This window comes from Nonomuraea sp. NPDC049158 (assembly GCF_040648335.1).
Classification (GTDB): domain Bacteria; phylum Actinomycetota; class Actinomycetes; order Streptosporangiales; family Streptosporangiaceae; genus Nonomuraea.
This window is the reverse complement of record NZ_JBEZDM010000003.1, coordinates 390,859-405,022: the sequence shown is the minus strand read 5'-3', so window position 1 is coordinate 405,022 and position 14,164 is coordinate 390,859. Positions and strand designations below refer to the sequence as shown.

Genomic DNA, 14,164 nt, shown 5'->3' with positions numbered 1-14,164 from the left:
GGAGTCGCCGTCGGAGTCGACGTCACCCTAGGAGTCGGAGTCGGTACCGGCCGCACCAGCGGAGTCGCCGTCGGAGTCGACGTCACCCTAGGAGTCGCCGTCGGAGTCGACGTCACCCTAGGAGTCGGAGTCGGTACCGGCCGCACCAGCGGAGTCGCCGTCGGAGTCGACGTCACCCTAGGAGTCGGAGTCGGTACCGGCCGCACCAGCGGAGTCCCCGCGCATGGCGGAAGGGCTGGCGGCATGACCTGATACGCCAGAGGGCAGTCGTCCCAGACCTCGATCACCTCCTCATCGACAGGTACGGTCACGTCGGGCATGGCGCCGGTCGTCACCGTGTTGCCCACCTCCCAGAAGACGTTGCAGTCCTGAGCGCCGCCGACGAGTTCGACGTCGCTGTCCGGGCCGGTGAAGAACGCGGTGCCGATCTGGAAGATGAAGACGGCGTCGGGATCGCCCTGAGCGTCGAGGGTGACCGTGCCGGTCAGCACGATCGAGGACACGGCCGTGTAGACGCCGGGTTCGAGGGTCACGCCTTCGAGATCGCCCGAGATGCTGGTGGCCGGGCTATCGCAGACGTCCTCGTTTTGGTGGCATGACCGCGGCTGGGCCGCCTTCGCACCAGATGGCCATGTGGTCAGCAGAGCCCCGGCGACGACGAGCACGAAAACCCCCGCCAGCAGAGAGACCCATCGCGACCGATGGGAAGCGCGACCAGAGATTACTTCCATGTAGTGAATCTTTTCTATAGGGAAGCGCGCTGGACACAGCCGACTTCCACCCGCGCAGCGAGGTGAAACGGCAAGCCACTTGGCATGATATTCGGGGAGATCAACAACCGCTGACGACCGACCGGTAAAGGCGCGGCAAAGTCTCTGCCAATTATCAACCAAGGCCCGAGACCACCCGATAAAACGACTTATCCCAATTCTCGACCCAACACGCTCAAAGCCCCTCCGTAAACTGCCCTTGCTCACCCCGGACATAGTGGAGGCCTCCTTGCGTGACCGCATGGCACTGGACAGGCACGGCAATGCGCGGCCGATCGCGTGGGGCACGGCGTTGGCCGCCATGGCCATGGCCGCGGCCTGCGGAACGACCGTCCCGCCACCGCCCGCCGCGCCGCTCGCCGCCCCGATCCAGCAGGTCGCCCCGCTGCCGGTGTCAGCCGCGCAACGGGCTCGGCTGACGCGCTCCACGACGTACACGAGATTGCGTGGCGCGCCGAAGGACACCGCTCCTTTCGAGCCGGGAAATGGGCACGTGACACATCCAACGCAACCACAGGTGGTTTATGCCAGCCCCGGCGGCGCACCGGTGGGGATATTGCCGACCACTTCAGTGGGCGGCCCGGTATGGGTGCCCATAGTGGAAGAGCAGCCGGGATGGGTACGCGTTATGCTGCCGAGCCGCCCGAATCTGTCGACGGGCTGGATTTATACCGCTGGCGGTGGGTTGCGGAATGCCTACAGCCCTTATTACGTACGCATCGATTTGGCGGCTCATCAACTCACGGTGTTCAAGTCCGATCGCAGTCTGGGCACGTGGAAAGTCGCCACCGGCGCCCCGTCGACCCCCACGCCAACGGGACGGACGTTCCTGCTCGCCTCGCTGACTCCTGAGGACGCGACGTACAGCCCGCGCATGCTCGCGCTGGGCTCGCATTCCGCCGTCCTCCAGACTTTCGACGGCGGCCCCGGCACGATCGGGCTGCACGGCTGGCCGGACGAGAGCGTGTTCGGGCAGGAGGTCAGTCACGGCTGCGTCCGTGTCCCGGCCGCCGCCCTGCGCGTCCTGTCACATGTCCCGTTGGGCAGCGCGGTCGTCATCAACCCGTGAACGCTCAGAACTCAACCGGGGTCGTCCTGCCGGTTCCGGACCACGGCGAGCGGGCACGGGGAGTGGTGCAGCATGGCCTGGCTGACCGAGCCCATGACCATGCCGGCGAACGCGCCGTGCCCGTGCGAGCCGACCACGAGCAGGTCGGCGCCCTCAGCGGCCTGACGCAGCACCTCCACGGGATGACCGTGCACGGCCTCCTCGATCACCTCGACATCGGGATGATCCTGACGGTGTCCGGCCAGCGCCTCGCGCAGGATGAGCCGCCCGTCCCGCTCATCCTCCTCCCTCGTGGGCTGGAACCCGCTCCAGGCGTGTACGGCCCGCAGGGTCACACCACGCAGCTCCGCCTCGGAGAAGGCGAAGTCCAGCACCCGGCGACGGGTCCGCGGCGAGCCGTTCACTCCCGCCACCAGCTCGCCGCGCGGAAGGGACGGCAGCTGCCGCACGACGACCACGTCGCAGGCGGCGTGCCCGGCCACCCCGTACGCCACGGACCCCACCAGCAGCCCGCGCACTCCCCCGAGCCCGTGGCTGCCGATGACCAGCAGCTCGGCCTCCTTCGCGGCCCCGATCAGGGCGGCTCGGGGATCGCCGGGCAGGAGCATCGTCCTGATGTTGATCTTCGGGTGTTCGCCGCGCGCCCGGTCCTCGGCCGCGGCCAGCGCCATCTCGCCCCCGTCGCGCATCCACTTGGCCACGGCGGCATAGTGGCCGGACGCCGTCTCGCAGGCCCATCCCGGCATGGCGTGCACCACGGTCAGTGGCACCTCGCGCAGCGCGGCCTCCCTGGCGGCCCACCCGACGGCCTCGAGCCCCGCCCGCGAGCCGTCCACCCCGACAATGATCATGATCTGTCCCCCTCCGACGTCCCCTTCCCCGACACCCCTACCCGGCGAGCCGAAGTTTCCGCAGGTCAAGCCAGTGGAGCTCATGGGACCACCGCCCATTACGGCGTGATCGAACCGAGACACCCGCTGGGCCGTATCTGCACATGTGAGCGGTGATCGCGCGTGAGCGCCGATCGGAACGAGCCCGCCGGACGTGTCGTGTGCGCGGCGGTGTTCGCGGTCGTCTGCGTGTACGCCGCGCTGGGCATGCACGTGCTGGCCGGTGGCACGGGCGCCGGCCTGGGGATCGTCGCCGCCGCCACCGCCGTGACCGGCGCGGGGGCGTACGTCCTCGCCCGTCGGCGACGGAGTATGGGAACGCTGCTCATCGCCTCCTTCGCCGCGCAGTACGGCATGCACCACCTCTTCGGTCCCGGCCCCGGCCTTCCGCTGACGGGACACCACCTCGGCGGACTGTCCGCGGGGATCGGGATGCTGCTGGCGCACGTGCTGGTCGCCACGGTGTCCGCCTGGTGGCTGGAGCGCGGGGAGACGGCGCTGGCCACACTGCTGTTCCTGCTGGCCTGCTCGCTGCGCGACCTGTGGCGCCCGCTGACCGACCTGCTCATGCCGACCTCGACACCGCGCCGCGTGGCGCCGGTCGTGGCCGTCACACCGGGGATGCCCGCCGCCCAGGTGCTGGCCTGGGAGCTGTGCCGCCGGGGGCCGCCTCAGTAGGCGACGCCTGCTGAAGCTGACCATTTACCGGCGCCGTGTGCCGCCGGGACCGCCCCCGTTGTTCGCGCGCCCCGAGACGGGCGCGTCTCCGGAATGGAGAACCCCATGACCTCTGTCGAGATACGGCCGCCGACCGTCCAGCCCACCCCGGCCCTCTCGTCCCAGCGCTATCGCATCATCTGGCGCTGGCATTTCTACGCCGGGCTGTTCGTCGCCCCGGTTCTGCTCATCCTCGCCATAACCGGGTCGATCTACCTGTTCAAGGAGCCGTTCGAGGAGTGGCACTACGCCGACGTCCGCACGCTCGCCACACCCGTGACCACCGCGAAGCCCTTGTCGGAGCAGGTCGCCGCCGCCCGCCAGGCGCGGCCCGGCGCGGCCGTCATGTCGATCATCCCGCCCACCGCCCCTGACCGGACCACCCGGGTCATCCTCCAGGGCGCCGACACCGGCCCCTTCGCTCAGGGCGTCTCGGTCTACGTCGATCCGGCCACGGCCCGCGTGGTGGGGCAGATCGACGACGGCACCACCTTCATGCGCGTCGTACGCACCATCCACGGCGAGCTGATGGCGGGCACCATCGGCGACCGAGTCGTGGAGATCGCCGCGTGCTGGGCGCTGATCCTCATCGCCACCGGCACGTACCTGTGGTGGAGCGGCCGCCGTACCCACAAGCGGGCCAAGCGGTCGGGCCGCGGCCGGCTGCGCCGCGTGCACACCCTCACCGGAGTCGGCGCCGGGGCGGCGGTCGTCTTCCTCGTCCTGTCCGGCCTGCCCTGGTCGGGCGTGTGGGGTGACGGCCTGCAGCGCATCCAGGACAGCACCGGTTCGACCACCCCGAGCGCGGACTCCTTCCCGAACACCTCGACGCTCTCCGGAGACCTGTCCACCAACCCCGACGCCAAGGTGCCCTGGTCCGCCGAACGACTCCCCGTACCGCAGTCCGAAGGTCACGCCGCGCACGAAACGGCGGGCGGCGTGCCGCAACCGGGCGCCCTGCCGATCGAGCGGGCCCTGGCCGCCGCCCGGCCGGTCCTGCGCGACTGCGCGCCCGCCGAGTGCGACGTCAAGGTCCTCCTCCCCAAGGACGCGAAGGGCGTCTACACCGTCGTCACCGACAACCGCCGTGACCCGGCCGCCGCGCAGACGCTCCACGTCGACCAGTACAGCGGCCGGGTGCTCGTCTCCTACGGCTGGGCCGAGTACGGCATCATGGCCAAAGCCGTCGAACAGGGCATCGCCCTGCACGAGGGCCGCCGCTACGGCACCGTCAACCTGCTCGTCATGCTCGCCGCCTGCCTGTCCCTGATCACGCTCGTGGTCACCGGCGCGTGGATGTGGTGGAAGCGCCGCCCGCGCGGGCGAGCCGGAGCGCCCGCCCGCGCCACCAACAGGCGCGGCGCGTACGGAGTGATCGCCGTCGTGGCGGTGCTCGGCCTGCTGTTCCCGCTGGCGGGTGTCACCATGGCGGTCGTGCTGCTGCTCGACTGGCTGGTGCTCCGGCGGATACCGGCGGTGGCGCGGGTGATCGGCTGACACTCCGGCACGCCCGGCCGCCGCTGCGGCCGGGCCGGCGAGACGTGCCCGTCACGGCTCGCGATAGTCCGCGGCGACCCCGATCAGCGAGATGAGGCCGGAGGCGAACTCCATCGCCTCCGCGTGCCCCTCGCTGAACGGCGGCTGGAACCCCACTCCCTCCCACCTCTGTGTCGTGGGGTTCCACAGGTCGCTGCCGACCTCGAAGTCCCAGCCGAAGACGCCGTGGTCGTACCAGAGCTCGTCCGCGGAGTTGCCCGCCGCCGAATAGAGCACGTCGGTCACCGGCCCGGTCTGCTGGGGCCAGGTGACCGTGCCGCGCTCGGCGGCGATGGCCTGCTCGATGGTGCGGGCCGAACGCAGGAAGTACGCCTCCTGCCGGGGCGTGGGCCGGGGCAGGGTGACGCGGCCGTCGAGTTTGTAGGCGCCCGGCGGCCACATGAAGTAGCCGCCGTAGCTGTGGACGTTCATCGCGAACTTGATGTTGCGATATCGCTGCGCCAGCCACATGACGTTGCGGCTCTCGGGCTCGGAATGCTCGGCGGGCCCAGCGTACGTACCGCTCTGGCAGCTTGCCGAGGCGCCGAAGTACCCGTCCGACAGGGAGCCCACGGCGTAGTTGCGGTTGACGTCCACGCCCCAGGTGTTGCGGAGCGCCGGGTCGGACTGCTGCGCGGGGCAGTGGTTGGTCATGTTCTTACGCTGGGAGTTGAAGTCGTAGAAGCTGTAGTTCGCGCCGTCGGGGTTGACCGTGGGCACGATGAAGATGTCGGTGCGCTTCAGCAGCTCGCGCGTCGCCGCGTCGCGCGCGTAGTTGCGCAGCAGCCGCTCGGCCGCCTCGATGGTGACCAGCGGCCCCACCCATTCCCTGGCGTGTTCCTGCGCGTAGGCGAGCACTCCGGTGCGCGAGCCGTCCCGGTGTACGCCGACGCGCAGGGCCAGCACCCGCCACGGCGCGCGGGGGACGTCGGCCGGTGCCTTGAGGAAGTCGCTCAGCGGGGTGAGCGGGGCGGGCGCCATGACGCCCTGTCCCGCGTCGGTGCGGTAGGTCGTGGCCTTGACGGCGATGCCCGGCGTCGCGTTGATCGCCGCGACCACCTGGGCCGCGGTACTGGTCGGTGTGCCGGAGCCGTCGGTGGCCAGGCTGACGGTGATCTGCTTGCCGTTCACCGTCACCTGCAGTTGCCGGTCGGGCGCGCCGGGGGTGACGAGCTCGATGGCCAGGTCGTTGCCGCCCTCGGAGCCGTAGGCGTTCGAGGTGACCACGACGGCGGCGCCGGGCGGGGTGCCGATCAGGGCCTGGGCGTTACGCCGGTAGCCGTTGGTCGGGTTCGGCAGCGTGATGATGTCGGTGAGCTTGGGGAAGCGCCGGTGCAGCGCCTTGACCCGCTCGTTGAGCTGGGCCGGCGGCATGTACTGGCTGACGAAGTCCTTCTCGTAGCCGGGACTCTGGCGATCGGGCCGCTCCCCGTCGGGCCACTCCTGGACCCGCGCGTCCGCCTTGCCACCGGCCGCCGACGTGACGGTGACCCACTGCGGCCGGTTCTCCGCCGGCACGGGGGTGCTGAGCTGGTGGCCCAGGTAGGCGCCCGCGTCGACGTACGGCACCATCGGCACCTGACCGCCCGAACCGCCCTTGCCCGTCCAGCTCACGCTGAGCGTGGCCGCCGCCCCCGCGCTGCTGGACGCCTCGACCGACAGGAAGTACCCGTCGCGGCTCTTGAACCACACCGCCCGCTCAATGACCAGCTGATCCGGCGCGGCGGCGCCCTTCGGCGTCGCCTGGGAGCGGGACGGCGTGCCGGGCGCCAGGGTCGCGCCGAGCGCGGCGAGCGCCGTCAGCTGGCTCGGCGTGACGACCGCGTCGACCTGGACGCTGCCGTCCGCCTGTGGGCGTACCCGCTCGGTGAGGTCCGCCCCCGAGGCCGTCAGCCGCTCCATCGTGGCCTGGTCCGGCACGGAGAGCGTGACCAGTGAGGCCGGCTCCGGGTCGGACGGCCCGGCGACCGCCGGGACGGATTGCCCCGAGGTCAGGAACGTCGTGAGAAGAACGATCGCCAGAACGACTGCGGACGCCCGTAAGCCACGCATCGGCTCCTCCTGGATCACCGGTATGGAGATCAGTGAAAGCCGACATGACAAAACTGGCAAGACCCACTCGAAAGCCGCAATACGCCAGGCGACCTACCGCAGGAGTTGTACGCGGCCCCGATCCGCAGGGTGAAGGTTGACCACGTTCTCCACCCGGCGGTTGACGCGGAAATCGGCGCCGCTTTGTAGCTTGATGCCCGGTTTCTCGCTTGGAGGAGGAAGCGATGCGAAGTTCCCCACGGTGGCTATCGCGCGCGTTGACCGGGCTGCTGATGATCGCCGGAGCGGTCGTGGTCCCGGCCGGCGCGGCGCGGGCGCAGACCTGCTCGACGACCCTGCCCCACCCCGACGACTACGGCATCACCTGCGTGAGCGTGGACCGGCACCTCCAGGACAACGGGTCCGAGCTGCGGGACATCACCATGACCTCCACGGCGATCTTCCAGGCGTCCGGCGGCACCCCGGTGATCGACCCGCTGACCCGTCCGATCACCGTACGGATCTACCTGCCCAAGGACTACGACCCGGCCAGGAGCACCCGCTACCGCTCGCTCTACCTGCTCAACGGTGGCGGGGACAACTACGACGAGTGGACGACGAAGACCGATCTGGTCTCCCTGGTGGACCAGGCGCGGGCCTATGACGGCATCGTGGTGATGCCGACCGGGGGGATGACCGGCTGGTACAGCGACTGGGTCGGCCGCACTGACGGATATTTCGCGCCCAAGTGGGAGACGTACCACATCTCCCAGCTCATCCCCTGGATCGACGCCAACTTCAACACCATCGCCAATCGATCGGGGCGCGGGCTGGCCGGGCTGTCGATGGGCGGCTTCGGCACGCTCAAGTACGCCGCCGCGCACCCCGACGTGTTCTCCGTCATCGGCGCCTTCTCCCCGGGCACCGACCTGCGGGGCATGCCCGCTCAGCGGACGATCTCCGACTCCATGTGGGCGTCCGGCGCGGCGATCATGCCACTGACGGACTGGGGGGCGTTCCGGGTCAACAAATACGAGAACGGCGTCCTGGTGCTCGACCAGGACAAGCAGCGGCGCTACCGGCTGGAGAGCCTGTTCGGGCCGTACACGACCACCGTCTTCAACGGCAAGACGATCGACGACTGGCCGTCCGTCAACCCGGCCGAGCTGGTGACACAGGGCAAGTACGCGCCCTACAGCGGCCGGTTCGGCCTGTACGCGGGCGGCTGCAAGGAGTTGCCGGGTGCTCCCGGCAATCCCCAGTACGCCGACGGCCACCATCCAGCGCCGAAGACGTGCGCCTACGACAGCAAGGCCCATGATGACGCCCTGTCGGGCGACGAGACCATCCTCGGCTCGTACGTGAGCGACTTCGACAAGACGCTGACCAGTCTGGGAGTGAACCACCGCTACTGCTACGGCACCGGCGGCCACGACTGGAACTCCTGGCCTGACGACCTGGTCGACTTCCTCCAGTACGCCTACGGCACGGCCCCGGCCTACTGCCCCAACGCGTGACCGAGCGGCCTCGCACGGTGCGCCGGTGCCTGAGCGGCGCTCAGTTGCCCGTTGCGTCGGAGAGGCCGCCGTGCGTGCCCCCGTCGAGGAGATGTGCCCCGGCGTCGTGCAAGGTGATGCCGAAGCGCGCGCTGCCCGCGGGCATCCGGTCGTTGTCCGCTTTGTTGGCGCTGATCGCTTTGAAGCGGGTCTCGCGGGTCGGGCCATCGCCGACGAGGTGGCCGCGCAGGTGACCGGCGCGGTTGTACACGGCCCAGCGGCCCGCGGCCACCTGCGGCATCGAAGCCGGGTTGTCCTTGAGCCACTGCGCGTTGGCCGCGTGCTCGGCCCGCTCGTCGGCCTCGGTGGCCGGGGCGGACTCCATCGTGGTCAGGTCTTCGGATGTGCGAGGACTACTCATCTTGCGTCCCGCTCTCAGGATGTGGCTGACGTCCCCCGATACATCGGAGGAACACTCGGCGCCTGGCCCCATGGTACCGGCGTACAGCACCTGTCACCGACCTGGGACTTCAGGGGCTCCCGTACCCCGCCCCCGATCCGGCAGTTCGGCGACGCGGTCACCTTCTCCAGCGACACGGGCGGAACCACCGTCCGGTTACCGGGCTGACGCCTCGCCGGGTGTCACGGCGTCGGGTCAGCGTCCTCGGGGAAGGGCATGAGGCCGGGGTCGGCGGCACGGGCGACCACCTCACGCGCGAGTTCGGTCAGGTGGCGGTTGTGGTCGCGAGCGTGCCGGCGCAGCACGACGAAGGACTGCTCCATCGGCAGCGTGTAACGCTCGCTGAGCATGCCCTTGGCCTGTTCGATCACCGCCCGGCTGTTGAGCGCGTGCTGCAACTGCTCGGACAGAACCTGGCCTTCCCGGATGGTGCGCTCCTGTAGCAGCCCGATGGTGGCGATGTCGGCCAGGGCTTGGGCGAGCGCGACGGTGGGGGCCGGCATTTCGCCGGGCTCCTGGCGAAACAGGTTCATCGCGCCGATCACCTGGTTGCGCAGCCGCATGGGCAGCGCGTCGACCGCGCGAAACCCGTTGACGCCGGCCTGCTCGGCGAAGCGGGGCCAGCGCCGCATGGGCTCCGCCGTGGCCAGGTCGGCGCAGTGCACGGACTGGCCGGTGGCGAAACAGTCCAGACAGGGACCCTGGTCGGTCTGGAGCTGGAACAGCTCCAGCAGCCGGCTCTGCTCACTGGAGGCGCCCACCAACCGCAACTTCTCGCCGGGGGCGGCGAACAGCAGCCCGGCGGCGTCGACGCCGAGGAGTCGCACGCACTGCTCGGCCAGGCCATGCATGAAGTCGATGACGTCGAACCCGGTTACCAGCGTGTCGGCCAGGTTGATGAACGCCTGGGCGACCTGCAACGTCGGGCCGTGGGACGGGGGGAGGTCCACACCCAGCAGCCTACGCCCCCGCCGACCCGGCGATCCGGTTGGAACCATTGGCTACCCGATCGGCGGACCGGCCGCCTGGTCGATGTGCCCACCCTCGTTCTCCCAGCCGTCCAAGGCTTTCCGGCCCGCCCGCCGGGCACCGCGGGTGGCGGGCAGGCGGGCGATGGTGAGGAGGTCGACCGGCCACAATCCGGTCGTGTCCTGAGCGCCGAGCTTGAGCGCGGCCGCAGCGGGCCCGCTCGCGGTGCCCGGTGGGATGACCAGCAGCACGATCGGCTCGGCACCCGCGAGGATCAACGTGACCACCTGAGGGTCGGTGTTGCGGAACCAGCCGACCTTGATCTGGCGCCCGGGTGCCGGGATACGGCGCGGGATGTGGTCCCACGTCTCCTTGCGCACGCCGACCCGCAACGTGGTCTGGTCGAGCCGCTGATCGACGGCGGCGATGAGCCCTGGCAGCTCCGCGGCCGCGTCACGGGAGTGGGGCCACCACGCCCCGTCCACCACGGATCGCCGGCTGAGCACGGGATTCAGGCTGAGCCGCACTTCGGAGTCGATGGCGGAAACGGCGGAAGCGACAGCGCGCAGCGGCTTGAGATGAGTAAGAATTGACGCCTTCATGGTCGCCTGACCTGTCCGGCCCAACATGAGGAGGCCGACAATCGCGGATCGCCGTGGGCGACGCCGACCTGAGTGTCAACGCACGAAATGTCCTCGGTACCTCAATTCTACCTCACCGGTAAAGAGCGCCCCGGACGACAGAAGGTTGATCCGATCAGGAGGGTGAGAGTAGAGCCTGCCGATGTTAATCGTTTAACATCAGCACACATGAGACCCACAGCACGACAGGTGGCCGAGCTGGCGCAGGTGTCGGTGGCGACCGTGTCCTATGTGCTCAGCGGCCGGGACCGGCCCGTCGCCGCCGAGACGAGACAGCGGGTGCTCGACGCGGCCAGGCAGCTCGGCTACACGCCCGACCAGGCCGCCAGGAGCCTGCGCAAGCGCCGGACTCAGCGGGTCTGCCTGGTTCAGGGCTCGCTCGGCGGGGTGCCCACCGACGAGCGGCTGGCCAGGGACCTCCACGAGATGGCCGACGTACACGGCTACTCCGTGATCACGCTCGCCGTCTACTCCGAGGCTCGCGCGCGGGCCGCGGCCGACGTGCTGCGGAGCGGGATCGCCGACGGCGCGCTGGTCAATCTGGCCGGCGAGCACCTCACCCACGACCTGCTGGCCGAGATCGCCGCCGGCGGTCTGCCGATGGTCGTGGTCCGCAACGAGAGCGTGCCGGACGGCTGCGACGTCGTACGGACACCGGAGACCGAGGTCAGCGCCGAGGCGGTAGAGCACCTGCTGGCCGAGGGCCGCACCCGCGTCGCCTTCATGGCGCACCGCCACGAGCTCTACCGCGACCACCCGACCGGCAGGCTGCTGGGCTACACGACGGCTCTCGACCGGCATGGTGTGGACCGGCGGATCATCGTCTCCGGTGCGGACGACCGCGTGGCGGCCTACCACTCAGCCACCGAGCTCCTGCGCTCCTCCGACCGGCCGGACGCGATCTTCGCGGCGTCCGACAGGGCGGCGATCAGCGTGCTCTCCGCCGCCAGGGACATCGGGCTGAGCGTGCCGGGCGACGTCGCGGTGATCGGGGTCGGCAACATCGACGAGGGTCTCATCAGCAACCCGCAGCTGAGCACCGTCGGCCCGCTCAGACACGACTACACCGACGTCGTACGCCTGCTCTTCGACCGCCTCCAGGCCGATGAGCCCCTGCCCGCCCGCGAGGTGGTCCGCCCCTGGACATTCCTGCGGCGCGGCTCCTCCTGACGGGCCTTCCCCACAGCCTCTCCCCCACAGCCCCTTCCCCACAGCCTCTCCAACGGCCTTCGACAGGAGCCCTTTCTTGCGCCCGAACGTGATCGTCGTCTTCACCGACCAGCAGCGGTGGGACACCGTGGGTCCCTTCACCCCTAACCTCGACCGGATGGCCCGGCACGGCACGCAGGCCACGGTCGCGCTGACCCCGCAACCGGTGTGCGCGCCCGCCCGCGCGGCCCTGCAGACGGGCCGCTATCCGACCACGACCGGGGTCTACCGCAACGGCCGCCCCCTGCCCGCCGAGGAGCGTACGCTGGCGCACCATTTCGGCGCGGCCGGGTACGCCACCGGCTACATCGGCAAGTGGCACCTGGCCGCCACCGAGCCGGTGCCCGAGGAGCTGCGCGGCGGCTACGGGTCGTGGCTGGCGGCCAACGCGCTGGAGCACACCTCCGACGCCTACCGCACGATCGTGTACGACGAGGCGAACGACCCCGTCTTCCTGCCCGGTTACCGCTCCGACGCGCTGGTCGACGCGGCCGTCCGGTTCGTCGCCGACCACCACGACGAACCCTTCTTCCTCTTCCTGTCCTTCCTGGAACCGCACCACCAGAACGAGGTGGACAACTACCCGGCACCCGACGGCTACGAGGAGCGCTACCAGGGCCGCTGGACGCCGCCGGACCTGACCGCGCTCGGCGGCACGGCCGCTCGACACCTGGGCGGCTACCTGGGCCAGGTCAAGCGCCTGGACGAAGGGCTGGGCCGGCTGCTCGACGCGCTGCGGAGCATGGACCTGCTCGAGGACACGATCGTCGCCTACACCTCCGACCACGGCAACCACTTCAAGACCCGCAACGGCGAGTACAAGCGGTCCTGCCACGACGCGTCGCTGCGGGTGCCGCTGGCCGTGCGCGGGCCGGGGTTCGACGGGGGCGGCGCGATCTCCCGGCCGGTCAGCGTCATCGACCTGCCGCCCACGCTGCTGGACGCCGCCGGGCTGCCCGTACCGGAGAACATGCAGGGCCGCTCGTTCCTGCCGCTGCTCAGCGACGCCCGCGCGCCCTGGCCGGACGAGGTGTTCTTCCAGGTGAGCGAGTCCGAGGTGGGGCGCGGCATCCGTACCTCGCGGTGGAAGTACTACGTCGTCGCCGAGGACGCCGACCCGGTGGCCAGCCCCGCCTCCGCCCACTACCGCGAGCAGGCCCTGTACGACCTGGACAGCGACCCGCACGAGCTGGTCAACCTGGCGGGGCACCGGTCCCACCTGGAGGTGGCGGCCGGGCTGCGCGCGCGGCTGCTGCGGCGGATCGTGGCGGCGGGCGAGGCCGAGCCGGTCATCGAGCCGGCCGTCGAGGTCGAGGCCCGGGACCAGGCGCTGACCGACCCGGCCGTCCGGCTGCGCGGCCCCGAACCGGTCAGGTTCGGCCACCAGCAGGCAGCCTCATAGCCCCACGGCCACCAGCCGGCGGCCTCATAGCCCCACGGTCAGCTTTCCGGCGGGCTCATAGCGCCACGGTGCGGAAGCCGGCGTTGGCCATCGAGGAGTCGGGCGTGTTCGAGGACCGCGCCGCGTTCCGGTAGCGGTTGCAGTAGGAGTCGTGGCACAGGAAGGAGCCGCCGCGCAGCACCCGCGTCGTGCCACGGCGCGGACCGCGCGGATCGGCTGACGGGGAGTAGGTGTAGTAGTCGGGGGCGTACCAGTCCGAACACCACTCCCAGACGTTGCCGACCGTCTGCCAGAGCCCGTACGCGTTGGGCGCGAACGTGCGGACCGGAGCCGTGGTCAGGTAGCCGTCGGCCAGCGTGTTCCGGGTGGGGAAGACGCCCTGCCAGATGTTCACCCGCCACTCCTCCTCGGGCAGGTCGTCGCCCCACGGGTAGCGGGCGCCGTCGAGGCCGCCCCGGGAGGCGTACTCCCATTCGGCCTCGGTGGGCAGGCGCCGGCCGGCCCACGAGCAGTAGGCGAGGGCGTCGTTCCAGCTCACGTGGACCACGGGGTGGTCGGCCTCCGCCGACGACAGGGCGCCGGCGGGGTGCCGCCAGTCGGCGCCGTGGACGCCGACCCACCAGGGGGTGCCCGGGACGGGGTTCATCACGTCTTCCGGGCGGGCGCTCAGGGCCAGGTGGAAGACGGCGGAGAAGCCGAACTCCTCGGCCTCCGTCCGGTAGCCGGTCGCCTCGGCGAAGGCGGCGAAGTCGGCCGTCGTCACACAGGTCGCGTCGATCGAGAACGGCGCCAGGACCACCGGGTGGACGGGCGTCTCGCCGTCGCCCCGGTTGCCGTCGCCGGTGGCGTCGCCCATCCGGAACTCGCCGCCGGGCAGGTCCACCTGATCGATCGTGTGCGTGCCCTGTGCCGCGAACCGGGTCGGCTCCAGGGGTGAGGCCGGCGTCGCGGGCGTGCAGCAGCTACCCGACACC

Annotated in this window: 13 protein-coding genes; 6 read left to right on the top strand and 7 right to left on the bottom strand. The window is 70.5% G+C overall.

Annotated features, from left to right (window positions below; genetic code table 11):
• Positions 1-533, bottom strand: a 533-nt coding sequence (locus tag AB0B61_RS09540; RefSeq protein ID WP_358430053.1) for an ice-binding family protein, incomplete at its 3' end; no start/stop codon positions are given.
• 466 nt (positions 534-999) lie between these two features.
• Between AB0B61_RS09540 and AB0B61_RS09535 the strand changes: the two genes are divergently transcribed.
• On the top strand, positions 1,000-1,839 hold the full coding sequence (locus tag AB0B61_RS09535) for a L,D-transpeptidase (protein ID WP_358430050.1): 840 nt from the start codon (positions 1,000-1,002) through the stop codon (positions 1,837-1,839).
• A gap of 11 nt (positions 1,840-1,850) precedes the next feature.
• Here the strand turns inward: AB0B61_RS09535 and AB0B61_RS09530 are convergent, their stop codons facing one another.
• Complete coding sequence (locus AB0B61_RS09530; RefSeq protein ID WP_358430048.1) at positions 1,851-2,690, bottom strand: universal stress protein; 840 nt, start codon at positions 2,688-2,690, stop codon at positions 1,851-1,853.
• Between the two features lie 162 nt (positions 2,691-2,852).
• On the opposite strand from AB0B61_RS09530, the gene AB0B61_RS09525 reads away from it, so the two are divergent.
• Together AB0B61_RS09525 and AB0B61_RS09520 are read left to right on the top strand one after the other, a co-directional pair.
• The gene (locus AB0B61_RS09525; protein WP_358430045.1) at positions 2,853-3,407 is read left to right on the top strand and encodes a hypothetical protein; all 555 of its coding nucleotides are present in this window, start codon (positions 2,853-2,855) and stop codon (positions 3,405-3,407) included.
• A gap of 105 nt (positions 3,408-3,512) precedes the next feature.
• Entirely contained in the window at positions 3,513-4,943 is a 1,431-nt protein-coding gene (locus tag AB0B61_RS09520; protein WP_358430042.1) for a PepSY domain-containing protein, read from the top strand.
• A gap of 51 nt (positions 4,944-4,994) precedes the next feature.
• Here the strand turns inward: AB0B61_RS09520 and AB0B61_RS09515 are convergent, their stop codons facing one another.
• Positions 4,995-7,034 carry a M14 family zinc carboxypeptidase gene (locus tag AB0B61_RS09515; RefSeq protein WP_358430039.1) on the bottom strand — a complete coding sequence of 680 codons (2,040 nt, stop codon included), beginning with the start codon at positions 7,032-7,034 and terminating at the stop codon, positions 4,995-4,997.
• 224 nt (positions 7,035-7,258) lie between these two features.
• On the opposite strand from AB0B61_RS09515, the gene AB0B61_RS09510 reads away from it, so the two are divergent.
• Entirely contained in the window at positions 7,259-8,530 is a 1,272-nt protein-coding gene (locus AB0B61_RS09510; protein WP_358430037.1) for an alpha/beta hydrolase-fold protein, read from the top strand.
• A 40-nt stretch (positions 8,531-8,570) separates the two neighbouring features.
• On the opposite strand, the gene AB0B61_RS09505 is transcribed toward AB0B61_RS09510, so the two are convergent.
• The 3 genes from AB0B61_RS09505 to AB0B61_RS09495 all read right to left on the bottom strand — a co-directional run bounded on the left by AB0B61_RS09505 (position 8,571) and on the right by AB0B61_RS09495 (position 10,540).
• On the bottom strand, positions 8,571-8,930 hold the full coding sequence (locus AB0B61_RS09505) for a hypothetical protein (protein WP_358430034.1): 360 nt from the start codon (positions 8,928-8,930) through the stop codon (positions 8,571-8,573).
• 221 nt (positions 8,931-9,151) lie between these two features.
• Positions 9,152-9,919, bottom strand: coding sequence for a GAF and ANTAR domain-containing protein (locus tag AB0B61_RS09500; RefSeq protein ID WP_358430031.1), 768 nt, complete (start codon positions 9,917-9,919; stop codon positions 9,152-9,154).
• A gap of 51 nt (positions 9,920-9,970) precedes the next feature.
• Positions 9,971-10,540 (bottom strand): DUF5994 family protein, encoded by a 570-nt coding sequence (locus tag AB0B61_RS09495; protein ID WP_358430028.1) that lies wholly within the window; start codon positions 10,538-10,540, stop codon positions 9,971-9,973.
• 207 nt (positions 10,541-10,747) lie between these two features.
• On the opposite strand from AB0B61_RS09495, the gene AB0B61_RS09490 reads away from it, so the two are divergent.
• Positions 10,748-11,749 (top strand): LacI family DNA-binding transcriptional regulator, encoded by a 1,002-nt coding sequence (locus AB0B61_RS09490; RefSeq protein WP_358430026.1) that lies wholly within the window; start codon positions 10,748-10,750, stop codon positions 11,747-11,749.
• A 76-nt stretch (positions 11,750-11,825) separates the two neighbouring features.
• Positions 11,826-13,190 (top strand): sulfatase-like hydrolase/transferase, encoded by a 1,365-nt coding sequence (locus AB0B61_RS09485; RefSeq protein WP_358430023.1) that lies wholly within the window; start codon positions 11,826-11,828, stop codon positions 13,188-13,190.
• Between the two features lie 55 nt (positions 13,191-13,245).
• Here the strand turns inward: AB0B61_RS09485 and AB0B61_RS09480 are convergent, their stop codons facing one another.
• Positions 13,246-14,163, bottom strand: coding sequence for a formylglycine-generating enzyme family protein (locus AB0B61_RS09480; RefSeq protein ID WP_358430020.1), 918 nt, complete (start codon positions 14,161-14,163; stop codon positions 13,246-13,248).
• Between the last annotated feature and the right edge of the window lies 1 nt (position 14,164).

Bases quoted from the DNA above. Each gene is read 5' to 3' on its own strand.
- AB0B61_RS09530 (WP_358430048.1), bottom strand. From the start codon at position 2,690: ATGATCATTGTCGGGGTGGACGGCTCGCGGGCGGGGCTCGAGGCCGTC.
- AB0B61_RS09520 (WP_358430042.1), top strand. From the start codon at position 3,513: ATGACCTCTGTCGAGATACGGCCGCCGACCGTCCAGCCCACCCCGGCC.
- AB0B61_RS09515 (WP_358430039.1), bottom strand. From the start codon at position 7,034: ATGCGTGGCTTACGGGCGTCCGCAGTCGTTCTGGCGATCGTTCTTCTC.
- AB0B61_RS09510 (WP_358430037.1), top strand. From the start codon at position 7,259: ATGCGAAGTTCCCCACGGTGGCTATCGCGCGCGTTGACCGGGCTGCTG.
- AB0B61_RS09505 (WP_358430034.1), bottom strand. From the start codon at position 8,930: ATGAGTAGTCCTCGCACATCCGAAGACCTGACCACGATGGAGTCCGCC.
- AB0B61_RS09495 (WP_358430028.1), bottom strand. From the start codon at position 10,540: ATGAAGGCGTCAATTCTTACTCATCTCAAGCCGCTGCGCGCTGTCGCT.
- AB0B61_RS09490 (WP_358430026.1), top strand. From the start codon at position 10,748: ATGAGACCCACAGCACGACAGGTGGCCGAGCTGGCGCAGGTGTCGGTG.